This is a genomic window from Pseudomonas sp. MSSRFD41, from assembly GCF_014230245.1.
Classification (GTDB): Bacteria; Pseudomonadota; Gammaproteobacteria; order Pseudomonadales; family Pseudomonadaceae; genus Aquipseudomonas; species Aquipseudomonas piscis.
Genome location: NZ_JACKZK010000005.1, coordinates 286,023 through 311,832, shown reverse-complemented (window position 1 = coordinate 311,832; position 25,810 = coordinate 286,023). Strand labels below are relative to the sequence as shown.

The following is a 25,810-nucleotide window of genomic DNA, read 5'->3' as shown; positions in this document are numbered from 1 at the left end:
GGTGCTGGAGGTGATCCGCAGCATCGCCGAGCAGACCAACCTGCTGGCCCTGAATGCGGCGATCGAGGCCGCGCGGGCCGGGGAACAGGGCCGTGGTTTTGCCGTGGTGGCCGACGAGGTGCGCGGGTTGGCCCAGCGGACCCAGGATTCCACCAACGAGATCCAGCGCATGATCAGCACTTTGCAAAATGGCGCGCGCAACGCCGTCGAGGCCATGCAGCACAGCAGCCAGCATGTGGAAAGCAGCGTCGAGCAGGCCCAGCGTGCGGCGCTGGCCCTGGACGGCATCAGCCAGCGGGTCAACCAGATTACCGAGATGAGCTTGCAGATCGCCGCGGCCGTGGAAGAGCAGAGCGCGGTGAGCGAAGACATCAACCGCAACATCATCGGGATTCGCAATGCCTGCGAGGCGACCGTCCATGCCGGCCAGCTCAGCCATGTGAACTCCGGCGACGTGGCCGGCCTGGCAGGGGACCTGCGCCAACTGGCCCTGGAGTTCTGGCACAAGCGCGGCTGAGCCGCGCCTTGCTGCCCAGGCGCCGGGCTCAGGCGGCCCGCAGCGGGATGAAGGCGTAGTCCAGGGGCGTATCGCTGACCACCTGGGCGCCGCTGGCGGCGACCTCGGCGGCGACTTGCTCGCTGGACAGGTGGAAGCGCCAGGCTTGTTCCGGTGCCACGAGCGGGCTGGCCTGGAGCTGGTCGATGGCCTGGGCCAGGGCGTCCATGTCCGGCAGGTAGGCGGTGAAGCCGTCACCCTTGAGCGCCGTGGTGCGGATGCCCAGCCGGGCGCAGATGGCTTGCTTGGCCTGGATGTCATCCCGGTCGGCCTGGCGCGAGCGCTGGATCAGTTCGGCCAGTTGCTCATCCACCAATTGCCCGCCGAGGATCAATTGCGGGCCCTGTTCCCAGGATTCCGGCGGGCACTCCTTGGCCGTGGGAACCAGAGGAATGTGTGGATTGATCTCCATGGGGTAGATACGGCACACCAATGGCCGGCGCTCATAGATGCGGCACAGCTGGTCTTCGTCAAGATTCCGGCAGGGGCCGACGTTATAGGCGGCGAAGGTGATCGCCACATAGGCATCGGCACTGCCACTGGGCACCCGGCAGGAACGGCGCTGGGCATGTTCGCGTTGCTGTGCCGGCAAACCCAGGCCATTGCCGAGGAAGGCCTCCACCAGCACGATCACCTGGCCGCCATCGGCCGCCCAGGCCCGGGCTTCGGCGAGTGTCAGGGGAACATGGTGGTCGTGGCAGCACTTGCCGCAGCCTACGCAGGAAAACCGAGTGTTCATGGCATGAGCAACCCAAGCGGATCGAAAGGGGGCGTCGTCTTTCTGTTGTTCGACGCTGCGAATGCCCTGGCGAAGCAAGTTATGCGCCAGTCAACGGCTCTTGAGCGCTGGGCGAGTGCTGTTCCACTCGCTGACCAGCGCCTTGCGGCTGGACCGCTGGTACAGGCACCGCTCGATGCCGCTGCGGCCCTGCATGGGCTTTTGCGGGTACTGGCCCTAGAGCAAGGGTGCGCTATAGCCGACCCGGTCGTCGAACGGGGTGCCGGGGCGGCGGTCGGCGGGTGGAGGAGGAGAGCGCGAAGACCCTGCGGGCCTTGTCGCAGCTTCGCAGGCTCAGTAGCGGCTACAGGCCGTGCGTGTCGGCGTAAGTGTGCCTATGGCACCCGTTCGCGGCGGACCACTTGCATGCCCGCGCTGTCGTACAGGCGGCGGGCGCGCAGGTTGTCTTCCAGCACCTTGAGGTCGAGCCGCTCTTCCCGGCGTTCGGCGAACATCACGAACACCTGTTGCAGCAGGGCCCGGCCCAGGTCCCGGCCGCGGGCGTCGGCATGCACCACCAGGTCCTTGAGGTAGGCGCTGGTCCAGCACTGGGCCACGCCTATGACCTGGCCGGCCTCCAGGAGCACCAGGCAGAGTTCAGGATCGTATTCGGCATCGGTCTCGAAGGCCTTGCGCCAGGTATCGAGGTCCGGGACGCGGCCGCCGCCGTCCAGGTAACCCAATTGCATCAAGTGATGCACCTCTGGCGCGAGATCCGGGCTGTAGTGGCGCAGGCTGACCCCGACCGGCCATCGGGGGGCGAGCTGTGGTCCGGTCAGGTCGCGGCGCATCAACAGGCAATAGCGTTCTTCCACGGTTCAGGCTCCGTGGGCAGCGATGGCCTTGGCCGCATCGATCAGGCAACGGGTCAGCTCCGGCGAGGAGAACTTGGTCAGCACCGCATTGGCCCCGGCCTGGCGCGCCTTCTCGCTGTTCATCGCGCTGTCCAGGGAGGTGTGCAGCAGCACATACAAGTGGGCGAAGTCCGGGGTCTCGCGCAGGGTCCGGGTCAGGGCATAGCCGTCCATCTCGGACATTTCGATGTCCGAGACGATCAGGTTGATTTCGTTGGCCGTGCCTTGCAGTTCCAGCAGGCAGTCGATGGCTTCCTTGGCGCTGCGGGCGGTGTGGCATTGCAGGCCGAGGTTGCGCAGGGTGTGCACCGATTGCTGCAGCGCCACCTGGCTGTCGTCCACCACCAGGATGCGCGCGTTGCCCAGGGCATCGGCGTCTTCCATGCTCAATTCGGTGGGGGCCATCTCGATCTGGGCCGGGGCGATGCCATGGATCACTTTTTCGATGTCCAGCACCTGCACCAGGGTCCCGTCCACCTGGGTCACGCCGGTGATGTAGGACCTGACGCCGCCCGAGCCGTAGGGTGGTGGGCGGATATCGGTACTCAGGCAATGCACGATCTTGCTCACGGCCTGCACGTGCAGGCCCTGCTTGGAGCGGCTGACGTCGGTGACGATCAGGCAACCGGCGTCCGGATCGGCCAGGGGGCGCTCGCCGATGGCCCGGCTGAGATCGATCACCGACAGTGAGTTGCCGCGCAAGGTGGCGATGCCTTTCACATGGGGATGGGATTCAGGCAGCTTGGTCAGGGGCGGGCAGGGAATGATTTCGCTGACCTTGAGCAGGTTGATAGCCATCAGCTTGCCGCTGCGCAAGGTAAACAGCAGAAGCGAAAGCGAATCTGCGCGGGCTTTGTTGGAGGACATAAAAACCTTCTTCTTGAAGAATTGGCGCGTGGATCGAACCACGGACAACCATGGATAACGGGTTATCGACGTTTTCAGGACGGGCTTTAGCCGGATTGGCCGATCCGGCTCGTCGCAGGCACCGCCCCGCGGGGGCTCATTTGAGCCCCAGGCGCTTGGCCAGGCGACTCAGGTTGGCCCTGTCCAAGCCTAGCTCACGGGCGGCGGCGGCCCAGTTGTGCTGGTGCCGTTGCAGGCAAGCGTCGATCAACTGGCGCTGGTAGTGCTCGGTAGCCTGGCGCAGGTCCCCGGGCACCGCCAGTGGCATGGCCGGTGTTGTCGTTTCGGCAGCCACGCCGGGTTTCTCGCCAGCGTGGGGCAGGTCCAGGTCCGCGGCGTCGAGGCTAAGGATCTTCGGTCGTTGCCGGTGGTTGCCCAGGGCCTTGAGGGCGCTGCGGCCGACCAGGTGCTCCAGTTCGCGAACGTTGCCCGGCCAGTGATAGGCCAGCAACGCGGCCTGGGCATCGGCGCTCAGGCGCAGGCTGCCCAGGCCCATGCGCGAACGGTTCTGCTCCAGGAAGTAGCCGCTGAGCAGCAGCACGTCGCGGCCACGGTCGCGCAACGCCGGGACGCGCAGTGGATAAACGCTCAGGCGATGGTAGAAGTCGGCACGATAGCGGCCGTTGCGCACCTCTTGGGCCAGGTCGCGATTGGTCGCGGCGATCAGGCGCACATCCACCCGATGCTCCTGGTCCGAGCCCAGGCGCTGCAACTGTCCGCTTTGTAGCACGCGCAACAGCTTGGCCTGGACGAGCAACGGCAATTCGCCCACTTCATCGAGGAACAGGGTGCCGCCGTTGGCCAGCTCGAACTTGCCCTGGCGGTCCTGGGTGGCGCCGGTGAAGGCGCCCCGGACATGGCCGAACAGTTCGCTTTCCACCAGCGTATCCGGCAGGGCCGCACAGTTGAGGCTGACCAGCGGCTGGTCGGCGCGTAGCGAGGCGGCGTGGATGGCCTGGGCCACCAGTTCCTTGCCGACCCCGGTTTCACCGGTGATCAGGACCGTCAGGTCGCTGCTGCCCACCAGGGCGATTTCTTCCATCAGGTGCTTGTGGGCCTTGCTCTGGCCGATCATTTCCCGATGCTGGCCGCTGGCCTGGCGATACACCTCGGCGCGCTGGTGCTCGTTCTCCGCACGCTGGGCCAGGCGTTCGATGCGTTCGGCGGCGCTGACGGTGGCCGCGGCCAGGCTGGCGAAGGCCTGCAGGGCATCCAGCTCGATGGGCTCGAAGCGTTGCGGATCCAGCGCGTCGAGGGTCAGCAGGCCCCAGGGGCGTTCGTCGACAAATAGTGGGCAGCCCATGCAATCGTGGATTTCCAGGTGCTCGTCGAGCCCCTCCACCAAGCCGTCGTAGGGGTCGGGTAGCTGGCTGTCGCTGGCGAAGCGGGTTGGTCCCGGGCTAGCCAGCAGCGCGGCGAAACGCGGGTGTTCGCTGACCTTGAAGCGCCGGCCCAGGGTGTCGGTACTCAGGCCGTCGACGGCTAGCGGCACCAGCCACTCGCCATCCAGGCGCAGCAGCGCGGCGGCGTCGCAAGGCAACAGCACGCGCAGCGCCTCCAGCAGGCGTCGATAGCGTTCGCCTTCCGGCAATTCCCGGGACAGGTCGGTGACCAGGGGCAGCAGGGTGGTGAGCAGGGCCTTTGCAGTCATAAAGACTCCTTGTAGTCGATTTGACTATAAATTCATTGAAGTCTTTATGACTACTATTATTTTAAGTTATTGAATTTAAATGATTTTAATCTTGGCACGAATACTGATTGGACAAGGGAAACCTGCAAGCAGTCATAAGTCCAGGAGTTGTCCCATGCTAAGCGTCCAAGATCGCGCCATCATCAAGTCCACCGTGCCCCTGCTGGAAAGCGGGGGTGAGGCCCTGATCACCTACTTCTACCGAATGATGCTCTCGGAGTATCCAGCAGTCCGCCCACTGTTCAACCAGGCCCACCAGGCCAGCGGCGACCAGCCCCGGGCCCTGGCCAATGGCGTGCTGATGTACGCCCGGCATATCGACCAGCTCGACCAGCTGGGAGACCTGGTCGCCAAGATCATCAACAAGCACGTCGCCCTGCAGATCCTGCCGGAGCACTACCCCATCGTCGGCAGTTGCCTGTTGCGGGCCATCGCGGAAGTGTTGGGCAGCGAGATCGCCACCCAGGAGGTCATCGATGCCTGGGGCGCGGCCTACAACCAGCTGGCGAACATCCTGATCGGCGCCGAGGCGGCCATCTACGACGAGAAGGCCCAGGCCCCGGGCGGCTGGCGTGGTGCCCGGGAATTCAAGCTGGTGCGCAAGGTGCGGGAAAGTGCGGAAATCACCTCCTTGTATTTCGAGCCGGCCGACCAGGGGGCGATCCTCGCCGCCGAGCCGGGCCAGTACATCGGCCTGCAGCTGTTCATCGATGGCCAGGAAATTCGCCGCAATTACTCGCTGTCGGCCTTGTCCGACCAGGGCCAGTACCGCATCAGTGTCAAGCGCGAGGCCGGTGGCGTGGCTTCCAACTACCTGCATGACCAATGCCCGGTGGGCAGTAGCATCATGCTGTTCCCGCCTGCCGGGGAGTTCACCCTCCAGGCCAGCGACAAGCCGTTGGTGCTGATCAGTGGCGGCGTCGGCATCACCCCGACCCTGCCGATGCTGGAGGCAGCCCTGGCCACCGAGCGCCCGGTGCACTTTATCCACTGCGCACGCAATGGCCAGGTGCATGCCTTCCGCCAGTGGGTCGATGCCCTGGCTGAACGTTATCCACAGCTCAAGCGTTTCTACTGCTATGCCGAGGATGATGGCGTCAGCCCGGCGGCCGACAGCCTGGGCGTGTTGACCCAGGATCAGCTGGCGCAGTGGCTGCCCGAGCAACGCGACCTGGATGCCTACTTCCTCGGACCCAAGGGCTTCATGGCGGCGATCAAGCGCCACCTCAAGGCCTTGGGCATTCCTGAGCAGCAGAGCCGCTACGAGTTCTTCGGCCCGGCCGCGGCCCTGGAATAACCCTCCCGCCTGCCGGCTCCTGTCCTCCAGGGGCCGCTTGTCGGCGCCCGCCAGGTGCATTCCAGCCACCGTTGGGGCGCCGGCAATCTCCAGACCTATTGGCCAACTTTGGAAGAGCGGCTGCCGGGTTAATCCCGACTTAACCTGCCTGTCGTTAATTGCCGGCGATATCGTCCGGGGCGCGACTGCCTGGGCGAGCCGTTCGATTCCATCGCTCGCCCGGCAGGCCTTGGCTTGCAGCCTGCAAGCCGTGCATTCAAAGGTCATGTTCAGCGTGTAGACTTCCGGGCACTGCGACGGCGAACCGGCCATTTGGCAATTCCACAGCGCGACGCCGCGATAGAAGCGGGCGGACCGCTGCAACACACAGAAAAAGGAAAAGGGATGAGTGACGACAGACTGCGTTTGGGGCGTGAACGACGCTTCCTGGTACTGCTGGGGGTGATCTGCCTGGCACTGATCGGTGGTGCCTTGTACATGCAGGTGGTGCTGGGCGAGGCGCCTTGTCCGCTGTGCATCCTGCAACGCTACGCCTTGTTGCTGATCGCGATCTTCGCCTTCATCGGCGCGGCCCTGGGTTCGCGGCGCGGCGTCACCCTCATGGAGACCCTGGTGGTCATCTGCGCCCTCGCCGGCGCCGGGGTGGCCGGGCACCATGTGTACACCCAGTTCTATCCGGCGGTGAGCTGCGGCATCGATGTGCTGCAGCCGATCGTCGACAGCCTGCCGCTGGCGAGTATCTTTCCCCTGGGTTTCCAGGTCGATGGTTTCTGCTCCACGCCGTACCCGCCGATCCTTGGCCTGTCCCTGGCCCAGTGGGCGTTGCTGGCGTTCGTGCTGACGGTGATCCTGGTGCCGCTGGGCGTGGTGCGCAATCGCAAGAAAACCTATTGATCGTCTCGCAAAAGCCCCGGTTCCTGTAAAGGAGCCGGGGCTTTTTCATGCCGCGCATGAGGTGCCTGAAAAGTCCGTGATTTGCGGCAAGCCAGGGGGCAACAAAAGTGCGACATGTTGTCACACTGTCGCGGCCGCAGAGAGGTGGGGGAATGGTTTCAAGAGACTGCAAATTACCTGACTGGTTCAATCGATGTCTGTCAGTTTGTGCATGTCGATAAGACCGCGAAAAACCATAGCCTGCTATCTATACAATTCTTCACAGACCCCGTTTTACAAGGGCTGAGCCATACGGATGGCGGCTTTCAGCGGCTTTTTCAGGTGCCTGCCAGCACCGGCATGAGGGACTTTTCTGGGGTTTTTGTTGCGAATGAAAATCGATATGATTTTGCGCCTTCGTAACAATCGTGTGGGATTGTTGCGGTCAGCGATAAAAATTATTTCGGGATAAGACATGGTTTATAAAACGCGACATATCTACAATCGCCCGCACTGAATTTCCGACGCTGCTCCCCCCTGAGCACACGAGGATGGTCGAGGAGTGGATTGAGCGCTCCATGCGACTGCAGGTGTCGGCGCCTTCCTAACTTCCGCACCAAATGGAATTGGTCTGTAACAGGGCCTTTGACCACGAGATCGAATAAGAACCACTGCTAGCCCGGGATGTGTCGTTGAGCGTTTCACCGCAACGGGCAGGCCCTTATTCAATTAAAGAAAAATGCCAACCCTTGGCAGGGTGAAGTGTTGGCGATCAAAACCCAACTGCATTGCGCAAGCTGCTTTAGAGGTCGTGAGATGAGTAAAAACAGGTACCCCAGATTACTAGGCTTATTGCCGCTGCTCAGCATGTTGATGCTGGGAGGCTGCAAATGGACCTTGCTTGATCCCAAGGGTCAGGTCGGTCTGGACGAACGAAACCTGATCATCACTGCAACCATCCTCATGCTGCTGGTGGTGGTGCCGGTCATTCTCATGACCTTCGCTTTCGCCTGGAAGTATCGCGCTTCCAACCAGAACGCGACCTACGCGCCGAAGTGGTCCCACTCCACCAAGATCGAAGTGGCCGTATGGGCCGTGCCGATCATGATCATCCTGGCCCTGGGCTATGTGACCTACAAGTCGACCCACGCCCTGGACCCTTATCGTCCGCTGGAGTCCGACGTCAAGCCGGTGACCATCGAAGTGGTCGCGATGGACTGGAAATGGCTGTTCATCTATCCGGAGCAGGGCATCGCCACGGTCAACAAGATCGTCTTCCCGGCGCATACCCCGATCAACTTCCGCGTGACCTCCGACACCGTGATGAACTCGTTCTTCATCCCGGGCCTGGGTGGCCAGATCTATGCGATGGCGGGCATGACCACCAAGCTGCACCTGATCGCCAACCAGAACACCGAGCTTGACGGTATCTCCGCCAACTACAGCGGCGCGGGCTTCACCGGCATGAAATTCAAGGCGACCGCTACCAGTCAGGAAGAGTTCGACGCCTGGGTAAACGAAGTCAAGAAGGCACCTAAACAGCTGGACACAGCTGAATACGCGGCCCTTTCCAAGCCAAGCCAGAACAACCCTGTGGAGCTCTACTCCTCGTACGCGCCAAACCTGTTCCAGACCATCATCGACAAGTATGAGGGTATGACTCCAGGCAAGCCGCTCAAGCACGAGAAGAAAGAGAAAGAAGTGGCCACTTCGCAGGGAATGGACATGAGCTCGCATTCAGCTGCCGGGGCAGAGGAGTAAACGATGTTTGGTAAATTAAGTCTGGACGCGATACCGTTCCACGAGCCGATTGTCATGGTGACCCTTGCCATGATCGCGCTCGGTGGTCTGGCGGTCGTCGCGGGTATCACCTACTTCAAGAAATGGACCTACCTGTGGTCCGAGTGGCTGACTTCGGTCGACCACAAGAAAATCGGCGTGATGTACATCATCGTGGCCATGATCATGCTGCTGCGTGGTTTCGCCGACGCCATCATGATGCGTTCCCAGCTGGCCCTGGCCACCGAGGGCTCGCCTGGCTACCTGCCACCTGAGCACTATGACCAGATCTTCACCGCCCACGGTGTGATCATGATCATCTTCATGGCGATGCCATTCTTCACCGGCCTGATGAACCTCGTCGTGCCGCTGCAGATCGGTGCCCGTGACGTGGCCTACCCATTTCTCAACTCCCTGAGCTTCTGGCTGCTGGTTTCCGGCGTCGTGCTGGTGAACGTGTCCCTGGGTGTCGGCGAATTCGCCCGTACCGGCTGGGTCGCCTATCCGCCGCTGTCCGAACTGGGCTATAGCCCGGGCGTGGGTGTGGACTACTACATCTGGGCGCTACAGCTATCGGGCCTGGGGACGACACTGACGGGGGTCAACTTCCTGGCGACCGTCCTGAAGATGCGCGCGCCTGGCATGAAGGCCATGGACATGCCGATCTTCACCTGGACCTGCACCTGGGCCAACGTGCTGATCGTGGCTTCGTTCCCGATCCTCACCGCTACCCTGGCGCTGCTGACTCTCGACCGCTACATGGATTTCCACATTTTCACCAATGAACTTGGTGGCAATCCAATGATGTACGTGAACCTGTTCTGGGCTTGGGGTCACCCCGAGGTATACATCCTGATCCTGCCGGCCTTCGGCGTGTTCTCGGAAGTGATCTCGACCTTCACCGGCAAGCGCCTGTTCGGTCACCACTCGATGATCTACGCTTCGGGCGCGATCTCGATCCTGGGCTTCATGGTTTGGCTGCACCACTTCTTCACCATGGGTTCGGGCGCCAGCGTCAACGCCTTCTTCGGCCTGGCGACCATGCTGATCTCCATCCCGACCGGGGTGAAGTTGTTCAACTGGCTGTTCACCATCTACCACGGCCGCCTGCGCTTCACCAGCCAAGTGCTGTGGACCCTGGGCTTCATGGTGACCTTCGCCATCGGCGGCATGACCGGCGTACTGCTGGCCGTACCGGGTGCGGACTTCGTACTGCACAACAGCCTGTTCGTGATCGCGCACTTCCACAACGTGATCATCGGCGGCGCCGTATTCGGCTACATCGCTGGCTTCAGCTTCTACTTCCCGAAAGCCTTCGGCTTCAAGCTGCATGAAGGTTGGGGCAAGGCTGCATTCTGGTTCTGGATCTCGGGCTTCTTCGTCGCATTCATGCCGCTCTACGCGCTGGGCTTCATGGGCATGACCCGTCGCCTGAACGCCACCACCAACCCTGAGTGGGTGCCTTACCTGCACGTGGCCATGGCCGGTGCGGTGCTGATCGCCGTAGGTATCGCCTGCCAGCTGATCCAGTTGTATGTCAGCGTGCGTGATCGCAAGCAGAACATGTGCGAAGCGGGCGACCCGTGGAATGGCCATACCCTGGAATGGTCGACTTCGTCGCCACCGCCTTTCTACAACTTCGCTGTACTGCCGAAGGCCGATGGCATCGACGCATTCACCGAAGCCAAGGAAGCCGGTACCGCTTACCAGAAGCCAAGCCGCTACGAACCGATCCACATGCCGAACAACACCGCGACCGGCCTGGTCATGGGTGCTCTGCTGACCGTATTCGGTTTCGCGATGATCTGGCACATCTGGTGGATGGCCATCTTCGGCCTGGCCGGCACCGTGATCTATTTCATCATCCATGCCGCTCGTGACGACCAGGGCTACATGGTTCCGGTCGAGGTGATCGAACGCATTGAAGCCGAGCAGCACAAGCGTCTGGTATCGGAGAAAGTGATCCCGGCTACCCGTGTTGAAACCTCGTTGGAACAGGCTTAAACCATGTCGAACTTAGTGATGAATGCTGGACACGCCCATGGTCATGACCATGGACACGATGACCACCACCACGACTCGGGCGAGATGACCGTATTCGGTTTCTGGCTCTACCTGATGACCGACTGCATCCTGTTTGCGTCGATCTTCGCGGTATACGCGGTGCTGGTGAACAACGTTGCCGGTGGCCCGTCGGGCCACGACATCTTCGAACTGCCCTACGTGCTGGGTGAAACCGCGCTGCTGCTGTTCAGTTCGATCACCTACGGCTTCGCCATGCTGGCGCTGTACAAGGGCAAGAAAACCCAGGTACTGGGTTGGCTGGCCATGACCTTCCTGTTCGGCCTGGGCTTCATCGTGATGGAGGTCAACGAGTTCCACCTGTTGATCTCCGAGGGCTACGGCCCTAACCGCAGCGGTTTCCTGTCCGGGTTCTTCACCCTGGTCGGTACCCACGGTCTGCACGTGACCAGCGGCCTGATCTGGATGGCGGTGATGATGTACCAGGTCTGGAAAAAGGGCCTGACTTCCACCAACAAGACCCGTCTGAGCTGCCTGAGCCTGTTCTGGCACTTCCTGGACGTTGTGTGGATCTGCGTATTCACCGTTGTTTACCTGATGGGGACTATGTAAATGGCTAACGCATCACATTCCCACAATGGCCACGACGACGCCGGCCACGGCAGCGTCAAGTCCTACGCCATCGGCTTCATCCTGTCGGTGATCCTGACCGTGATCCCGTTCGGGCTGGTGATGTACCCATCGCTGCCCAAGGACGTGACCCTGTGGATCGTCCTGGCGTTCGCGGTGATCCAGGTGCTGGTGCACCTGGTGTACTTCCTGCACCTGGACCGTTCCGCGGCGCAGCGTAACAACGTGGTGGCGTTCATCTTCGCCGCGTTGGTCATTGTCCTGCTGGTTGGTCTGTCGTTGTGGATCATGTTCAGCATCCACACCGTCATGATGGCGAAGTGAGGTAGACCCGATGTCGCTCAAGCACTTTATCCAAATCACCAAACCGGGGATCATTTTCGGTAACGTGCTTTCGGTGGCAGGCGGGTTCTTCCTGGCCTCGAAGGGGCATGTCGATCTGGCCATTTTCCTGGCCGCCATGATCGGCACCTCGCTGGTGGTAGCGTCCGGTTGCGTGTTCAACAACTGCATCGACCGTGACATCGACCTGAAGATGGAGCGCACCAAGAACCGGGTGCTGGTCCAGGGCCTGATCTCCCTGGAAGTGGCCCTGGCCTATGCCTCCATCCTCGGCGTCGCCGGCGTCGCCCTGCTGTACTACGTGGCCAACCCGTTGGCCGCGCTGTTCGCGGTAATCGGCTTTGTCATCTACGTTGGCCTCTACAGCCTGTACCTCAAGCGCAAGTCGGTTCACGGCACGCTGGTGGGCAGCCTGTCCGGGGCCATGCCGCCGGTGATCGGTTACGTGGCCGTGAGCAACAGCTTCGACATGGCTGCGTTGACCCTGCTGGTGATGTTCAGCCTGTGGCAGATGCCGCATTCCTATGCCATCGCGATCTTCCGCTTCAACGACTACCTGGCCGCATCGATCCCGGTGCTGCCGGTCAAGCGCGGTATTCGCGTGGCCAAGAAGCACATCCTGCTCTACATCCTGGCGTTCCTGGTGGCGACCCTGATGCTGACTTTCAGCGGGTATGCCGGCATGAGCTACATGGCGGTAGCGGCGGCGATGGGCATGTACTGGCTGTACATGGCCTGGACCGGCTACAAGGCGGTGGACGACACCGTGTGGGCCCGCAAGCTCTTCGTGTTCTCGATCTTCACCATCACCGCGCTGAGCGTGATGATGTCGGTGGATTTCAAGGCCCCGACCGAGTTGCTGCTGACCTACGCCCACTAAGCCCGGGCCAAGAAAAAGCCCCGCCTTCGCAAGAAGCGCGGGGCTTTTTCATTGCATGGCGGTCACATCATTTAAAGCTTTAGGCCCGAAGCTGTTGCCTGGGCGAGTAAAATGCGCCGCCGTGATGAACCTTGAGTGGATGGAATGGAACGCGGTATCGAACTATACGACTCGAAGGAGCGCTACGGCGCCGTCAGTCGCGGATTGCACTGGACCATGGCATTGGCCTTCGCCTGGATCTACAGCACCGCCGGTGCACATTACCTGCTGGCTGATTCGGCCCTGGACGAGTTCCTCTGGCCGACCCACAAGCAGGTGGGCCTGTTGCTGATGGCCCTGTTGCTGGCGAGGGTGCTGTGGAGCCTGTTGAGTCGCCGTCGCCGGCCACCGAGCCTCAACCTCCTGGCAACGCTGGGGCATGGGCTGCTGTATGTGGGAATGTTCGCCATTCCGTTTTTCGGCCTGCTGCGCCAGTACGGCTCGGGGCGGGCATTCTCCGCCTTCGGCCTGCCGGTGATGAGCGGCTTCGAAGGGCCGAAGATCCAGTGGATGACCGACCTGGGCAACAACTTCCACAGCCTCCTGGGCTGGACCTTGCTGGTGGTGATCCTTGGCCATGTCGCGGCGTTGCTCTTGCACTGTGCCAAGGGCCAGGGGCATATCCTGCGTCGTATGCTGGGGGGTGGCGGCGACGCTTGAGATCGCTGCCGGGAAGTAGAAAGCCCCGTTTTCGAGAGAAGTACGGGTATTTTATCGAGAGCCCTTGAATGGGCTGCGACAGTATTCAAATGACTCGACTCATGCAGGAAGCAGAATGATGAAGAAAAAAGCCGTTATCGTTTTTAGTGGCGGACAGGACTCGACAACGTGCCTGATCCACGCATTGCCGCTTTATGACGAGGTGCACTGTATTACCTTCGACTATGGCCAGCGCCACCACGCCGAAATAGAAACCGCGCAGCGGCTTTCAAGACAACTCGGTGCAACAGTCCATAAGGTTCTGGATGCTTCGCTGCTCAATGAACTGGCAATCAGTAGCCTCACCCGGGACAACATCCCGGTGCCTGCCGTGAACAGTTCAGGCGACAGCTTGCCCAGCACTTTCGTTCCTGGGAGGAACATCCTGTTCCTGACCCTGGCCGCAATCTATGCCTACCAGGTACAGGCCGAAACCGTCATTACCGGGGTGTGCGAGACCGACTTCTCTGGGTATCCCGATTGCCGTGACGAGTTTGTCAAAGCCTTGAACAAAGCCCTTGAACTGGGAATGGAGTACAAATTGCGTCTTGAAACGCCATTGATGTGGCTAAACAAGGCGCAGACATGGGCGCTGGCTGACTATCACAATCAACTGGATTTGATCCGTGAACAGACGTTGACTTGTTATAACGGCATCATGGGGGGTGGCTGCGGTGATTGCGACGCCTGCAACCTGCGCAAAAAAGGCCTGGATAGCTATCTGGCGAACAAGGTCGAGGTCATGAGTAGCCTGAAGAGCAAGCTGAACCTGAAGTGAAGTCTTGATCTTTCGTTTACCGTTGGAACTCAGCATCGAATCTGCTTGGCAAGTGGGTGTTGAACCCCAACGGTAGGCTATGAGTTAGTTTGTCTGGCTATCGGTTATGTATCTCTTGAACAGAGATCTTGCCCCGTAAGCGGGTAATATGTTGAAGAATGCAAAGCAAACTTTTATCGCAATTTGCACATAGATCATGTTCAAGATGTCGCTGGTTTGCATCGCTCCATAGAATGCAATGAAACAGAAGACGAAGCTGTCGATGATGACGGCAAAAAGCGTGCTCAAGAATATTCGTAGAAAAAGGAATCTGGAGTTCGTGAGCTCTTTTATCTTGCACAGCAGATATGAGTTTATATTTTCAGAAACAAGGAAGGAGACAGAGGAAGCCACCAGTACGGAGGACACTTGAATAATCACATCATTATAAGGTGTGTCGAGTTTCCAGCCGGGCAGCCCTGGGAGAAAGGTGGATGCATAGAGCAAGATGATGATCATCGCATTGCTTGCAAAGGCAAAAAGAATAGCTCTTCTCGCTAACCTCAATCCGAAGTTTTCGTTCAGTAAGTCGACGATGAGGAAGGTCAAGGGATAGAGAAAGGTCCCGGGCGTGACGATGATGCCCAGCGACTCGAGAAAAATTGGCTTGGTCGCGGCAATGCTGGTGAAGATATAGAAGGTAAAGAGCAGCAGGTTGAGGATGATGTAGATCATCCATGAGTTTTCATTACGGTCGTTCAGGTCGTATGCAGTGAGTGCCCCTCCTTGGGAGTAGAACTTTTTGTAGAGATTTTTAACTTCCATCTTGTTGAGGTTGTCCATTATTTCGCTTTTTAATAATTCACTTAATTTTATTTTTATGACCTTGCCTGTGTCGATGATCATGATCACGGCCAGGTTCTTGTTATTCTCAAAACCTAGAAGTTTGTACTTGTTGTTCTCGACATCTCCTTCATATGCAGTCATTGAATCGTTCCTCGATGATATCGCCCACGATAAAAATCCGTTCCGGGTTGGTGTCGGCTTCATTCACGATGAACAACCTTTTTGCCAACCTGTCGTAGACCAGTTTTTCCTTTTCCTCGGACGACGCCCCTTTTTGTACGATCAGCAAGTCTCCTGGCTCATTCCTTCCTTCGATCTCATGCTCTAGCAATACCGCTATCAAGTTGTAAGAGGTGCCGAAGTAGTAGGTCAACGGGAAACGCGTTGCCAGTTCACCTATGCGTTTGTCCATATTGGCCAGCAGCTGGCGTTCGTTGATGATCGGAACGGCTGCGGGGTTCATATTTCCCTGAGGGGAAATGCTGCTGTCGATGATCTCCTTTTCTTCGAAGTTTACGGTTTCGATTTCTTCATAGGAGATTCCGAAGAAGTCGGAGATCTTGCGGATGGTGGATTGTTGGACGTTACTGACCTTGCCTTCCAGGATGTTATAGATGGTGGTTCTGGTCAGGCCACTGGCGTTGCACAAGGATAGTTGTGTCTCACCGCGACTTTTAATCAGGTATTTAATATTGCTTTTTAAATACTCTGTTCTTTCTCTCTTGTGCATCCAGTACCTCACTATTTCCCTATAGTCCTAATGCATCGAAGCTCATGATGACCAATTGACGCACGACATCCAGTTGCCCGTAGCCCAATGTCGGGCCGCAGTGGCATGCAGCCTGCCCGGATTTTTCATGTTTTGGTTATGACACCGATGCTCTTTCAACCGGCGCGGATCCATCCTGGAATGTTTCGCTGAGCGGAGTGTGCGCTCAAATCATTGAAATAATCCGATTTAGGTCATCACGGCGGACAAGTGTTGCATGCGCCGGTCCTGCAATACAGCCCCGCAGCCGGATGTCTTGAGACTTGATGGCAAAGAAGTGCAGCAGAGCAATGCTGGCGTTGGCCTGATTTTTCGAGAAAAGCCTCATTTAATGTGGCTTATGTTCAATTTTTTGATTAATTTTGTTACATCTCGTACAGTCATCGCCAGGGATGGATTAGCCCGTTGTGCCCAAACGAACGTAAAACCCAGGAAGCGTGCCTTCGTTCGTGGCATGCGACATACAAGGAAGGGACACAGAACCATGGCAGCCGATACTGAACCACTCAGGACCCAGGCAGACCTGTTGCGACGTGGTTTGGCCGAATTACGAACCGAAGACGCCGAGTTGGCAAGCATCCTGGACGCGGAAATCACACGTCAGCACCGCACCTTGTCCTTGGTTTCGTCTTCTTGCGCGGCGGGCCCCCGAACCTTGGCGGCATCTGCCTCGGCCTTGCTCAACGTCACCGTCGAGGGCGTTCCCGGTCGGCGCCGTCATGCTGGTTGCGAAAATGCCGATCTGGTCGAATCCCTGGCGATTCGCCGGGCCAAGGAACTGTTCGCTGCCCAGTATGCCGGGGTGCAATCGCACTCGGCCTCCAATGCCAATTACCAGGTCCTGTCGGCCCTGGCCGAGCCTGGCGACACCATCCTCGGCATGGCCCTGGACCATGGTGGCGACCTGACCCATGGCAGTTCCCTCGCGTTCAGCGGCGTCCATTACAAGGCGATCCGCTACGGCACCACGGCCCAAGGCGTCATCGACTACCCGCAAGTACGGCAACTGGCCCTGGCCCATCGTCCGCGCATCATCATCTGTGGGGCGACGGCCTATTCACGGATCGTCGACTTCCAGCGCTTTCGTGCCATCGCCGATGAGGCTGGAGCCATTCTCCTGGCCGATATTTCCCATATTGCCGGGCTGGTGGCCACCGGGCGCCACCCGAGCCCGATCGATTCGGCTCACGTCACCACCTGCTGTACCCACAGGCAGCTCGGCGGACCTCGCGGCGGGTTGATTCTCTCGGGACGCGATGCCGACACCAAGGTGCCGGGTCTCAGGTCGAGCTTTCGTCGAGTGCTCGACCAGGCGGTGTTTCCCGGCATGCAGGGGGCGCCGGCAGTCAACATGATCGCCGCCAAGGCGGCCGCGCTGGGTTATGCCAAGTCGGTGCAGTTCGATGCCTACATGGGACGGGTGCGCACCATCGCCGATGAAATGGCCGATGCGTTCATGGAGCGGGACTATGAGGTCGTGGGCGGCGGCACGGAGAATCACACCATCCTGCTGCGCTTGCATGGAGGCATCAGCGGCTCCATCGCTGAATCGGCGCTCGAGAAGTGCGCGATCATCGTCAGCAAGAAGCGTGGGCCGGGGGAAGTCCGCCCAGCCTTTGCCGCCAATGGCCTGTGCATTGGCACCGGCTCCATTGCCCAGCGCTACCTGGATTCCCAGGGGTGTCGCGAGCTCGTCGACCTGGTGTGTCGGATACTGGATCAGGTCAAGCCCCACGGCGAACAACACTACATCCTGGAGCCTGCCTTGCAGCAGCAGTTCCGGCGGCAGACCGAGGCGCTGTGCGCGATGTACCCGATTGTCGAATATGGGGATCGTTGAGAGGGGCGAGCCCCGCCTTCGTCATGAATACGGGGCTGCCAGCCGGCCGGTCGGCCGGGCATCGGCTTACTGCTGGATGGCGCTGTAGCCGGCGAACGCGGTCTGCTGCTGGATCGCGGTGACGATGTTCTTGCGGGTCGCCGGTTGTTCGTTGCCCTGGTTGTCGACGAACACCTCGCTTTCCAGCTCGGCCTCTTCGCCTTCGCCGATGAAGCTGAAGCCCAGGAACTCGAAGGCTTCGCGGTCGGCATTGGCCTTGGAGCGCGGGCGCATCGGCAGGGTCACGCTGATGCCGTCCTTGCTGATGGCGAACACTTCCATTTCCTTCTTGGGCCGCGATGCCTTGCTCTTGCCGCTCGGGTTGCTGATGGCCTGGTGGGTCTGGTTCAGCACCTTGAGCGCCAGGCCATACACCAGTTCCTGGAAGTCCGGGTCGTCCTTGTAGCTGGAGAGGATCCGGCTGATGGGAAACTTCTTGCTCAGGTCCTCGAGGGCGGCCAGGTCCGCGGCTTCGGCATCCTTGAGTTGCTTGAGCTGGCCCATGAGTTCATAGGCGGTATCGTCGTCAAAGCTGTCGTGGGCCTGGCGAATGGCGGCGCGCAGTTCGCGAATCTGGTCACTTTCTTTCGAGCTCTGGAAGGCGTCGAGCACCATCTCGCTGATGCTCTTGGCCTGGGGCACATGCTGGGAAAGATGCATGGCGTTTTCGTATTCGGTCTTGCTGGACAAGGCGATCACGGATTCTTCGGTGTTGGAATCAGGCATTGAACATCCACTACTTGGTTTGACAGGTTTGAGGCGCGAAAAGCCCGGGGGGATTTTCGGGGGCGCCTAATCTATTGGAGCGCAGGGCCGTTGTCACGGACCAAGCGCTTGGAGAGTCCGGGCAGCCCTTACAGACCGGCCAGAGGGAGGAAGATTCCCCGATGAACGGAGCTCCATTGGCAAGCGCTCCTGGTCGGACAGGAACGCTAGCGGATGGAGGCGAAGCAGGTGAGAGTAGCTGAGCGTCGTTCGTGCCCCTGGCTTCAGGCCACTTGAATGGCACTGATCCCGGCTTCCAGTTCCTGGCGCAGGTCGCTGCCGCGGCGGGCGATGAACACCAGTTGCGCGGCATGTTCGGTGGGTTGCCCGGTGGCCAGGGTGAACTGGCTGCGGCTGCCCACATGCTGCAACCAGTAGGGCTGCTCGCTGCCGTCCAGGCGTACCAGCCCCTTGAGGCGCAGCAGGTCGGCCGGCAACTGCGCCAGCCAGGTGCGCAGGGCCTTGGCCTGCAAGGGCCGGGGGCTGTTCCATACCCAGCTCTCGAACAACTGGTCGTGGGTCTGGGGCAAAGCCTTGAACAGCACCTCGCTGGAGCGTACCGGCGGTGCCAGCAACAGTTCGTCCGGCAGTTCGGCCTGTACGGTTTCGAACACCGGGGCGCGGCAGGCGAGGCTGCTACGGATCGCCTGCAACTGCTCGGGCGTGACCAGGTCGACCTTGTTCAGCAGCACCCAGTCGGCGCAGGCCACCTGGGCCCGGGACAGGCGCGCCATGTCGCCCTCCAGGGCCTGGAAACCGCTGGCATCCACCAGGGTCACCACCGCATCCAGGTGCAGGCGGTCGCGCAGTTGCGGGTAGCCGATGGTCTGCACGATGCGTTGCGGATCGGAGATACCGCTGCACTCGATGACGATCCGCTCCAGGGCCGGGCGCAGCTTGGACAGGCTCACCAGTTGCGCCAGCAGGTCTTCCTGCACGGTGCAGCAGATACAGCCGTTCTGCAGGCTGTACACAGCGTCGGTGACCTCGGCGATGATCGCCGCATCGATGTTCAGCTCGCCGAAGTCGTTGACGATCACCGCCAGCCGGCCGCTGTCGGCGCGTTGCACCAGGCGGTTGAGCAGGGTGGTCTTGCCGGCCCCGAGAAAACCCGAGACCACCGTGACCGGAATGCTCGGCAGCTTGTTCATGGCTCCTGGCCCTCGATCACCGGTGGCAGGCCTTCCCACACCGCCTGCAGCGGCGTGTCGCTGAAGGTGCCCTGGCGGTCGTAGACCAACTGGCCCTCGACGAAGGTCAGTTGCACCTGGGTGTGGTGGATGTAGTTGCGGGCCGGTTGGGCGAACAGGTCGCGGTCGAGCACGATCAGGTCCGCCGACTTGCCGACCTGCAGGCTGCCGGTCAGGTGTTCCAGGCCCATGGCATGGGCGCCGTTGAGGGTCGCCACTTGCAGCGCCTGCTCCAGGCCGATGGGGTCGCCGAAGGTGTCGGGTTCCTGGTTCCAGGGGTTCTGCCGGGTGACCATGGTTTCCAGCGCCAGCCACGGGTCGATGGAGGCCACCGGCCAGTCGGTGCCGAACACCGCGATGCCGCCGGCGGCCAGCACGCCCTTGAAGTCGTAGATGCGCTTGAGGCGTTCCTGGCCATAGCCTGAGCGCGCGCCGCTGGCGAACGGGGTCGGGTACCAGGCCGCCGGGGAGAACTCGGCGATCACGTCCAGGCTCTGGAAGCGCTTGAGGTTGCCCGGGTGCAGCAAGGTGCTGTGGGCACACTGGTGGCGTACGCCGCTGTGGCCGTTGCGGCGCCGGGCCTCGGCCACGGCATCGAGGAACACGTCGGAGGCGCCGTCGCCGGTGCAGTGGGCGATCACCCGCAGGCCACGGCGGTCCATGTCCACCACCATGTCGGTGATGTGTTCCGGGGTCAGGTTGAGCTTGCCGCGCCAGCTCGACTCCTCGGGCCAGGGGGTCAGCAGGTACGAGGACTTGGGCTCCACGGTGCCGTCGAAATGGAACTTCACCGCGTTGGCGCTCAACCGCGAGCTGCGATAGAAGTGCCGCTCGCCGCTGAGCAGCTCCCAGCGCCGGCGTACCGGGAAGATATCGTCCTGCCAGCTGATGGCGGCTTCCACTCGCAGGGTCAGCTCGCCGGCGTCGTCCAGTTCCTTGAGTGCCTGCAAGCGGTTCTCGCAGACGTGCACGTACTTGGTGGCGGTGACCCCGCGAGAGGTCTGGAAGTGCACGCCATCGCGATAGGCCCGGCGCAGTACCGAGACCGGGGTCGCCGGCATGGCCGCGTGGATCAGCGCGTAGGCGCCGTCGATCAGCAGCCCGTTGGGTTCGCCGGTGAGCGAGTCGCGCTCCAGGTAGCCATTGCGCGGGTCGCTGGTATGGCGATCGATACCGGCCAGTTCCAGGGCCTTGGAGTTGACCATCATGGTGCCCCACATGCGGTCCAGCAGGGCCACCGGGCGGTCCGGCATGATGCTGTCCAGCCACTCGCGGCCCGGCGTCAGGCCGGCCTCGCGAAAGGTGTAGCGCACCCAGTATTGGCCGTAGATCCAGCCGTCGCCCGGATGGCTGTCGGCATAGGCGTGGATCGCCGCCGCCAGTTGCTCCGGGGTCGGGTCCTCGATGCCCACGTCCAGGTCGTCGGCATAGCGCGGCGCCAGGGCCAGGTCGGGGTGGGTGTGCATGTCGTGCAGGCCGGGCATGCAGAACGCCCCGTCCAGGTCGTGCTGGCGGGTATTGGGGCCGACCAGCGAGCTCAAGGAGGCGAGGCTGCCCACCGCGATCAGCTTGCCTTGGCGAATGGCCACGGCATCGGCCCAGGGCTGCGCCGGGTCGAGGGTGTAGAACCGGCCGTTGTGCAGCACCAGTTCGGCGTACTGGTCGACGGCGCTATGGGTGGAGTTGAATTGGTCGGAAGCGGTCACGGGTCAACCTCTCAAGCAGGGCCCTTCAACAGTGGGCAAAAAATGGGCGACAGGCGCAGTGGCCAAGCAGTGGTTCATGGGCGCCGCCATGGCGAGGGAGCAAGCCGCCTCGCCAGCGTCGGCCCCTGGGTCAGCGTTGTGCGCCCAGGGCCTCGACGAATCCGGCGATGCGCTGGCAGGCGTCCTTGAGCACCTCGTCGGCGACAGTGAAGGAAATGCGCACGAAACCCTCGGCGCTGGCGCCAAAGGCCTGGGCATCGAGGACCGAGACCCCGGTGGCGCGAAACAGCTGCCAGGCGAAGTCCATGCTCGACAGGCCGGTACGGCGCACGTCCACCAGCATGAACATTCCGGCCTCTGGCTCACGGCAGTCCAGCAGGGGCACCTGGCGCAGGCCTGCCATCACCAGGTCGCGACGGCGGCGGTAGACCTCGCGAGCGCTGTCGACCACCTCGTCATCCAGTTCCAGGGCCTTGAGCGCGGCTTCCTGGATGAACCCCGGCAGGCCGTAGAGCATGCACAGCAGCAGGTTGTCCAGGTGCCCCACCAGCTCCTCGGGGCCCACCACCCAGCCCACGCGCCAGCCGGTCATGGCGTGGGTCTTGGACAGGCTGTTGAGGATCACCGTGCGCCCGGCCATGCCCGGCAGGGCCGCGATGCTCAGGTGCTGGCGGTCGTAGGTCAGTTGTCCGTAGACCTCATCGGAAATCACCCACAGGTCGTGCTTGCGCGCGACCTCGGCCACCGCTTCCAGTTCCTCGCGGCTGTAGACATTGCCGGTGGGGTTGCAGGGCGTGGCCAGGGCGATGCCCCGGGTCTTGTCGGTCAGGGCCGCTTCCAGGGCCGCGGCGGTCAGGCGAAAACCGTTGGCCGCCGGTTGCTCCACCGCCACCAGGCTGGCGCCCGAGGCATGGATGCAAGCCTCGTAGGTCAGGTACATGGGTTCGGGCACCAGCACTTCATCGCCACTGCCGAACAGGCACAGCGATGCGGCGAACAGGCCGTTCTGCGCCCCGGCCACCAGGGCCACGTTGGCCGCCTGGACCTCGATGCCCAGCAGGCGCCGCTGCTTGGCAGCAATCGCCTCGCGCAGGGCCGGGCGCCCAAGCACATGGGTGTAGTGGGTATCGCCTTGCTCCAGCGCGGTGCCGGCGGCGGCGCTGATGCGCGGGTCGGTGGCGAAGTCCGGATCGCCGACGCTGAGCACGATCACGTCCTCGCCACGGCCACGGGCCTCGATGGCGGCGTAGTGGATGTCCCAGGCACTGACGGATTCGCCGCTGATGCGCTGGACGAAAGGGGAATAACGCATGTGGTGCTCCTCACGGGCGCGTTGCCCGCGTAATGAATGGGTTCAGGCCTGGCGCTGGGGCGCCTGCTTGTGGGGTGTGGCGCCCAGGCGGCCGCACAGGTGTTCGATGACGAAGGCCAGCACGATGTAGATCAGCGCCACCGCCAGCAGCGGCTCGTAGACCTTCAGGGTCTGGGCCCGCACCAGGTTGGCGGCACCCAGCAGGTCGGTGACCGCTACTGTGGAGGCCAGGGCCGTGGCCTTGAGCAGCAGCACGCATTCGCCCACCAGGGTCGGGCGTACCAACTCCAGGGCCCGGGGCAGCCAGACCCGGCGCAAGGTCAGCCAGTAGCCCATGCCATAGGCACGGGCCGCTTCCAGTTCGCCCCGGGGCACTGCCCGCAGTCCGCCGCGCAGGACCTCGCCGACATAGGCGCCGACACTCAGGGTCAGCGCCAGGGCCACGTACCAGAAGCCTTCGCGCAGGTAGGGCCAGAGAAAGCTGCCGCGGATCGGCGGGTAGGCGGCGAACAGGCTGCCGACGCCGTAATAGAGGATGTAGATCTGCACCAGCAGCGGCGTACCGCGGAATACGCTGATGTAGAAGCGCATGGGCGCGCTGACCAGGGGGTTGCGCGCCACTCGCCCCAGGCCCACCAGCACCGCCAGGACGAAACCACAGGTACCGCTCAGGGCCAGCAGCTTGAGGGTGATGCCCAGGCCGCGTACCAGCTCGGTAGAAAAAACGTTGATCCAGGAAAAATCCATCACAGCCTCCTAGTGCTGGGGCAGCCAGCGGTGGGTGCGTCGTTCGAGCACGCGGAACACGCTGCCGGACACCAGGGTGATGACGAAGTAGAACGCCGCGACGGCGAGGTAGAACACCAGGTAGTGCTTGGTGGAGCCGGCGGCCTGCTTGCCCACCGAGAGCAGTTCGCTGTAGCCGACGATGCTGATCAGCGCGCTGTCCTTGACCAGCACCAGCCACAGGTTCGACAACCCGGCCATGGCGAAGGGCAGCATGCTCGGCAGCAGGATGCGCCGCACCAGCAGCCAGCGTTCGATGCCGTAGGCCCGCGCCGCCTCGATCTGGCCATGGGGAATGGCCAGGATCGCGCCGCGGATGATCTCCGCCGAATAGGCGCCCTGGACGATGCCCAGCACCAGTACGGCGGCGATGAAGCCGTTGACCGTGACGCTCGGGCGGTCCATGGCCGCCATGGCCATGTTCAGCAGGTCGGTGCCGGCGTAGTACAGCAGCAGGATCAGCAGTAGCTCGGGCATGGCCCGGTACAGGGTGGTGTAGAGGTTGGCCAGCTTCACCAGCCAGCGTGGCCCGCGCAGCTTGATCATCGCCACCAGCAGGCCGATGCCCAGGCCGAGGACGAAGGCCCCGGCGGAAATCTGCAGGGACACCAGCGCGCCCTGGGCCAGGGCGCCGAGCCAGCCGTCGGCGACGAACAGTTGGGAAAGGTCGGACAGAGAAATCATGACGTATCCAGTCAACGCCGGCGGCCAGCCGCAGCAGGCCGCCGGGCGGCTTAGTTGGCAGAGATGTCGACGCTGAAGTAGCGGCTGCGGATCTGGTCGTAGGTGCCGTCGGCCTTGAGTGCCGCCAGGGCCTTGTCGATCCGCTGCTGCAGGGCGCTGTCGCCCTTGCGCAGGCCGACGCCGATGCCGGAGCCGAACAGCGGGTCGCGGGGCGCCAGGCCCTTGTTGGCCAGGCCCGCGCCAGCCGCCGATTGCAGGACCGGCTCGATGGTCAGGGCGTCGGCCAGCATCACGTCGATGCGCCCGCTCTGCAGGTCGGAGAGCATGTCGTCCTGGGTGGTGTAGTAGCGCAGGGTCGAGGTCTTGCCGTAGTAGGCCTTGGCGAAGGTGGCGTTGGAGGTCGAGCCCTGCACGCCGATCAGCTTGCCCTTGAGCCCTTCGGGGGTGGGGGTGAGTTCCAGGGACTGGTCGGCGACCCACATGGCCGGAGTCTGGTAGTAGGGCGCGGAGAAATCGATGACTTGCTGGCGTTCCTCGGTGATGCTCAGGGAGTTGAGGATGGCGTCGATCTGGCTCGATTGCAGGGCCGGGATCAGCCCGTCCCAGGCCACTTCCTTGAGCGGGCACTGGGCCTGCATGCGTTCGCACAGGGCCTTGATCAGCTCCGGTTCGAAACCGCTCCAGTCGCCGGCGCCGCTTTTCATCGAGAACGGCGGGTAGGGTTCCAGGGCGATGCCGAAGACGATCTTGTCGGCGGCCAGGGCATGGCTGGACAGGGCACTGAACAGGCAACCGGTGGCGAGCACCTTGAGCAGGTTTTTCATGGCTTGACCCTTTATCTAAGTTGTTGTTTTCAAGGATTGCAGCGGGACGTCAGACGCGGTTTTCCTGGGCCATGACGAATTGCCGGCAGCGCTCGCTGACCGGGTTGCAGAATATTTGCTGTGGCGTGCCTTCCTCCTCCACCCGGCCTTGGTGGAGGAACATCACCTTGCTCGATACATCGCGGGCGAAGGCCATCTCGTGGGTCACCAGGATCATCGTCCGGCCTTCCTCGGCGATGCCCTGGATGACCTTGAGCACCTCGCCCACCAGCTCCGGGTCCAGGGCCGAGGTCGGCTCGTCCATCAGCAGCACCTTGGGGCGCATGGCCAGGGCCCGGGCGATGGCCACCCGTTGTTGCTGGCCACCGGAGAGAAAGGACGGGAAGGTGTCGCGCTTGTGGGCCAGGCCGACCTTCTCCAGCAGGTGCTCGGCGTGGGCGATGGCCTCCTTGCGATCTTCGCCCAGGACATACACCGGTGCCTCGATGACGTTCTCCAGCACGGTGCGGTGGGGCCACAGGTTGAAGCCCTGGAACACCATGCTCAGCTGGGTGCGCAGGCGTGCCACTTGGGCCGGGTCGGCGACCTGGGGATTGCCGGCGCGGTCGGTCTTCAGGCGTACCTGTTCGCCATTGATGCGCAAGCTGCCGCTGCAGGGAATCTCCAGCAGGTTGATGCAGCGCAGCAGGGTGCTTTTGCCCGAACCGCTGGAGCCGATCAGCGAGACCACTTCGCCTTCGTTGGCGCGCAGGGCGATGCCCTTGAGAACGTGGTGATCGGCGTAGCTCTTGTGCAGATCGTCGATCGCCACCACGCGCTGGGTGGAGTTGGGCTGCGATTGCAAGGGTCGACCCTCTTGTTATTGTGCGATGGCCGGGCGCTCCCCCGGCACAGGGTAGGGCCTGAGAATTAGCCATTGGCGGCATAGGGTCAATCGAGCTTTTTTA

25 protein-coding genes are annotated in these 25,810 nt (G+C 61.9%); 11 read left to right on the top strand and 14 right to left on the bottom strand.

Features of this window, described 5'->3' with window-relative positions; all coding sequences use genetic code 11:
* Positions 1 to 517 (top strand): methyl-accepting chemotaxis protein (locus H7A76_RS11815; RefSeq protein ID WP_260497948.1); only part of this gene is annotated, 517 nt, incomplete at its 5' end.
* A 28-nt stretch (positions 518 to 545) separates the two neighbouring features.
* On the opposite strand, the gene H7A76_RS11810 is transcribed toward H7A76_RS11815, so the two are convergent.
* From H7A76_RS11810 to norR, 4 genes are all read right to left on the bottom strand, one after another.
* On the bottom strand, positions 546 to 1,295 hold the full coding sequence (locus H7A76_RS11810) for a YkgJ family cysteine cluster protein (RefSeq protein WP_185698633.1): 750 nt from the start codon (positions 1,293 to 1,295) through the stop codon (positions 546 to 548).
* A 374-nt stretch (positions 1,296 to 1,669) separates the two neighbouring features.
* The gene (locus tag H7A76_RS11805) at positions 1,670 to 2,149 is read right to left on the bottom strand and encodes a GNAT family N-acetyltransferase (RefSeq protein WP_185698632.1); all 480 of its coding nucleotides are present in this window, start codon (positions 2,147 to 2,149) and stop codon (positions 1,670 to 1,672) included.
* A gap of 3 nt (positions 2,150 to 2,152) precedes the next feature.
* Entirely contained in the window at positions 2,153 to 3,055 is a 903-nt protein-coding gene (locus H7A76_RS11800) for a chemotaxis protein CheV (RefSeq protein ID WP_185698631.1), read from the bottom strand.
* 136 nt (positions 3,056 to 3,191) lie between these two features.
* Positions 3,192 to 4,745, bottom strand: a complete 1,554-nt coding sequence (norR, locus tag H7A76_RS11795) for a nitric oxide reductase transcriptional regulator NorR (RefSeq protein WP_185698630.1) — start codon at positions 4,743 to 4,745, stop codon at positions 3,192 to 3,194.
* A gap of 154 nt (positions 4,746 to 4,899) precedes the next feature.
* Here norR and hmpA point away from each other — a divergent pair, with 154 nt between their 5' ends.
* The 9 genes from hmpA (at position 4,900) to queC (ending at position 14,123) form a co-directional block, all read left to right on the top strand.
* Positions 4,900 to 6,081 (top strand): NO-inducible flavohemoprotein, encoded by a 1,182-nt coding sequence (gene hmpA, locus H7A76_RS11790; RefSeq protein WP_185698629.1) that lies wholly within the window; start codon positions 4,900 to 4,902, stop codon positions 6,079 to 6,081.
* A 384-nt stretch (positions 6,082 to 6,465) separates the two neighbouring features.
* A complete protein-coding gene (locus tag H7A76_RS11785) occupies positions 6,466 to 6,975 on the top strand; it encodes a disulfide bond formation protein B (RefSeq protein WP_185698628.1) in 510 nt (169 codons plus the stop codon).
* A 795-nt stretch (positions 6,976 to 7,770) separates the two neighbouring features.
* Positions 7,771 to 8,715 carry a ubiquinol oxidase subunit II gene (gene cyoA, locus H7A76_RS11780; protein WP_185698644.1) on the top strand — a complete coding sequence of 315 codons (945 nt, stop codon included), beginning with the start codon at positions 7,771 to 7,773 and terminating at the stop codon, positions 8,713 to 8,715.
* Positions 8,716 to 8,718: 3 nt separating this feature from the next.
* Positions 8,719 to 10,737, top strand: a complete 2,019-nt coding sequence (gene cyoB / locus H7A76_RS11775) for a cytochrome o ubiquinol oxidase subunit I (protein ID WP_185698627.1) — start codon at positions 8,719 to 8,721, stop codon at positions 10,735 to 10,737.
* A gap of 3 nt (positions 10,738 to 10,740) precedes the next feature.
* Entirely contained in the window at positions 10,741 to 11,367 is a 627-nt protein-coding gene (locus H7A76_RS11770; RefSeq protein ID WP_185698626.1) for a cytochrome o ubiquinol oxidase subunit III, read from the top strand.
* Entirely contained in the window at positions 11,368 to 11,709 is a 342-nt protein-coding gene (gene cyoD, locus H7A76_RS11765; protein ID WP_185698625.1) for a cytochrome o ubiquinol oxidase subunit IV, read from the top strand.
* Positions 11,710 to 11,719: 10 nt separating this feature from the next.
* Positions 11,720 to 12,607 carry a heme o synthase gene (cyoE, locus tag H7A76_RS11760; protein ID WP_185698624.1) on the top strand — a complete coding sequence of 296 codons (888 nt, stop codon included), beginning with the start codon at positions 11,720 to 11,722 and terminating at the stop codon, positions 12,605 to 12,607.
* Positions 12,608 to 12,751: 144 nt separating this feature from the next.
* Complete coding sequence (locus H7A76_RS11755) at positions 12,752 to 13,306, top strand: cytochrome b (protein ID WP_185698623.1); 555 nt, start codon at positions 12,752 to 12,754, stop codon at positions 13,304 to 13,306.
* A 118-nt stretch (positions 13,307 to 13,424) separates the two neighbouring features.
* A complete protein-coding gene (queC, locus tag H7A76_RS11750) occupies positions 13,425 to 14,123 on the top strand; it encodes a 7-cyano-7-deazaguanine synthase QueC (RefSeq protein WP_185698643.1) in 699 nt (232 codons plus the stop codon).
* A gap of 84 nt (positions 14,124 to 14,207) precedes the next feature.
* On the opposite strand, the gene H7A76_RS11745 is transcribed toward queC, so the two are convergent.
* A complete protein-coding gene (locus H7A76_RS11745) occupies positions 14,208 to 15,089 on the bottom strand; it encodes a queuosine precursor transporter (RefSeq protein ID WP_185698622.1) in 882 nt (293 codons plus the stop codon).
* Entirely contained in the window at positions 15,076 to 15,678 is a 603-nt protein-coding gene (locus H7A76_RS11740; RefSeq protein WP_185698621.1) for a helix-turn-helix transcriptional regulator, read from the bottom strand. Before H7A76_RS11740 ends, H7A76_RS11745 begins: the two co-directional genes overlap by 14 nt.
* A 523-nt stretch (positions 15,679 to 16,201) precedes the next feature.
* Here H7A76_RS11740 and glyA point away from each other — a divergent pair.
* On the top strand, positions 16,202 to 17,557 hold the full coding sequence (gene glyA, locus H7A76_RS11735) for a serine hydroxymethyltransferase (protein WP_185698620.1): 1,356 nt from the start codon (positions 16,202 to 16,204) through the stop codon (positions 17,555 to 17,557).
* Positions 17,558 to 17,623: 66 nt separating this feature from the next.
* Here the strand turns inward: glyA and H7A76_RS11730 are convergent, their stop codons facing one another.
* The 8 genes from H7A76_RS11730 to H7A76_RS11695 form a co-directional block, all read right to left on the bottom strand.
* Positions 17,624 to 18,322, bottom strand: coding sequence for a hypothetical protein (locus H7A76_RS11730; RefSeq protein WP_185698619.1), 699 nt, complete (start codon positions 18,320 to 18,322; stop codon positions 17,624 to 17,626).
* A 263-nt stretch (positions 18,323 to 18,585) separates the two neighbouring features.
* Positions 18,586 to 19,512, bottom strand: a complete 927-nt coding sequence (locus H7A76_RS11725; RefSeq protein WP_185698618.1) for a CobW family GTP-binding protein — start codon at positions 19,510 to 19,512, stop codon at positions 18,586 to 18,588.
* Positions 19,509 to 21,257, bottom strand: a complete 1,749-nt coding sequence (locus tag H7A76_RS11720) for an amidohydrolase (RefSeq protein ID WP_185698617.1) — start codon at positions 21,255 to 21,257, stop codon at positions 19,509 to 19,511. Before H7A76_RS11720 ends, H7A76_RS11725 begins: the two co-directional genes overlap by 4 nt.
* Positions 21,258 to 21,387: 130 nt before the next feature.
* Positions 21,388 to 22,569, bottom strand: a complete 1,182-nt coding sequence (locus H7A76_RS11715; protein WP_185698616.1) for a pyridoxal phosphate-dependent aminotransferase — start codon at positions 22,567 to 22,569, stop codon at positions 21,388 to 21,390.
* A gap of 42 nt (positions 22,570 to 22,611) precedes the next feature.
* Complete coding sequence (locus H7A76_RS11710) at positions 22,612 to 23,316, bottom strand: ABC transporter permease (protein ID WP_185698615.1); 705 nt, start codon at positions 23,314 to 23,316, stop codon at positions 22,612 to 22,614.
* Positions 23,317 to 23,325: 9 nt separating this feature from the next.
* Complete coding sequence (locus H7A76_RS11705) at positions 23,326 to 24,039, bottom strand: ABC transporter permease (protein ID WP_022640758.1); 714 nt, start codon at positions 24,037 to 24,039, stop codon at positions 23,326 to 23,328.
* Positions 24,040 to 24,089: 50 nt separating this feature from the next.
* A complete protein-coding gene (locus H7A76_RS11700; protein ID WP_185698614.1) occupies positions 24,090 to 24,863 on the bottom strand; it encodes a transporter substrate-binding domain-containing protein in 774 nt (257 codons plus the stop codon).
* Between the two features lie 49 nt (positions 24,864 to 24,912).
* Complete coding sequence (locus H7A76_RS11695) at positions 24,913 to 25,707, bottom strand: ABC transporter ATP-binding protein (RefSeq protein ID WP_185698613.1); 795 nt, start codon at positions 25,705 to 25,707, stop codon at positions 24,913 to 24,915.
* Positions 25,708 to 25,810: the final 103 nt, after the last annotated feature.

What these genes read in the sequence shown, in the direction of transcription:
- H7A76_RS11725 (WP_185698618.1), bottom strand. Translation starts at nt 19,512, where the DNA reads ATGAACAAGCTGCCGAGCATTCCGGTCACGGTGGTCTCGGGTTTTCTC.
- H7A76_RS11705 (WP_022640758.1), bottom strand. Translation starts at nt 24,039, where the DNA reads ATGATTTCTCTGTCCGACCTTTCCCAACTGTTCGTCGCCGACGGCTGG.
- H7A76_RS11740 (WP_185698621.1), bottom strand. Translation starts at nt 15,678, where the DNA reads ATGCACAAGAGAGAAAGAACAGAGTATTTAAAAAGCAATATTAAATAC.
- H7A76_RS11755 (WP_185698623.1), top strand. Translation starts at nt 12,752, where the DNA reads ATGGAACGCGGTATCGAACTATACGACTCGAAGGAGCGCTACGGCGCC.
- H7A76_RS11800 (WP_185698631.1), bottom strand. Translation starts at nt 3,055, where the DNA reads ATGTCCTCCAACAAAGCCCGCGCAGATTCGCTTTCGCTTCTGCTGTTT.
- hmpA (WP_185698629.1), top strand. Translation starts at nt 4,900, where the DNA reads ATGCTAAGCGTCCAAGATCGCGCCATCATCAAGTCCACCGTGCCCCTG.
- norR (WP_185698630.1), bottom strand. Translation starts at nt 4,745, where the DNA reads ATGACTGCAAAGGCCCTGCTCACCACCCTGCTGCCCCTGGTCACCGAC.
- H7A76_RS11715 (WP_185698616.1), bottom strand. Translation starts at nt 22,569, where the DNA reads ATGCGTTATTCCCCTTTCGTCCAGCGCATCAGCGGCGAATCCGTCAGT.
- H7A76_RS11700 (WP_185698614.1), bottom strand. Translation starts at nt 24,863, where the DNA reads ATGAAAAACCTGCTCAAGGTGCTCGCCACCGGTTGCCTGTTCAGTGCC.
- H7A76_RS11785 (WP_185698628.1), top strand. Translation starts at nt 6,466, where the DNA reads ATGAGTGACGACAGACTGCGTTTGGGGCGTGAACGACGCTTCCTGGTA.
- H7A76_RS11810 (WP_185698633.1), bottom strand. Translation starts at nt 1,295, where the DNA reads ATGAACACTCGGTTTTCCTGCGTAGGCTGCGGCAAGTGCTGCCACGAC.
- cyoB (WP_185698627.1), top strand. Translation starts at nt 8,719, where the DNA reads ATGTTTGGTAAATTAAGTCTGGACGCGATACCGTTCCACGAGCCGATT.
- cyoD (WP_185698625.1), top strand. Translation starts at nt 11,368, where the DNA reads ATGGCTAACGCATCACATTCCCACAATGGCCACGACGACGCCGGCCAC.
- cyoA (WP_185698644.1), top strand. Translation starts at nt 7,771, where the DNA reads ATGAGTAAAAACAGGTACCCCAGATTACTAGGCTTATTGCCGCTGCTC.
- glyA (WP_185698620.1), top strand. Translation starts at nt 16,202, where the DNA reads ATGGCAGCCGATACTGAACCACTCAGGACCCAGGCAGACCTGTTGCGA.
- queC (WP_185698643.1), top strand. Translation starts at nt 13,425, where the DNA reads ATGAAGAAAAAAGCCGTTATCGTTTTTAGTGGCGGACAGGACTCGACA.
- H7A76_RS11710 (WP_185698615.1), bottom strand. Translation starts at nt 23,316, where the DNA reads ATGGATTTTTCCTGGATCAACGTTTTTTCTACCGAGCTGGTACGCGGC.
- H7A76_RS11770 (WP_185698626.1), top strand. Translation starts at nt 10,741, where the DNA reads ATGTCGAACTTAGTGATGAATGCTGGACACGCCCATGGTCATGACCAT.
- H7A76_RS11745 (WP_185698622.1), bottom strand. Translation starts at nt 15,089, where the DNA reads ATGACTGCATATGAAGGAGATGTCGAGAACAACAAGTACAAACTTCTA.
- cyoE (WP_185698624.1), top strand. Translation starts at nt 11,720, where the DNA reads ATGTCGCTCAAGCACTTTATCCAAATCACCAAACCGGGGATCATTTTC.
- H7A76_RS11730 (WP_185698619.1), bottom strand. Translation starts at nt 18,322, where the DNA reads ATGCCTGATTCCAACACCGAAGAATCCGTGATCGCCTTGTCCAGCAAG.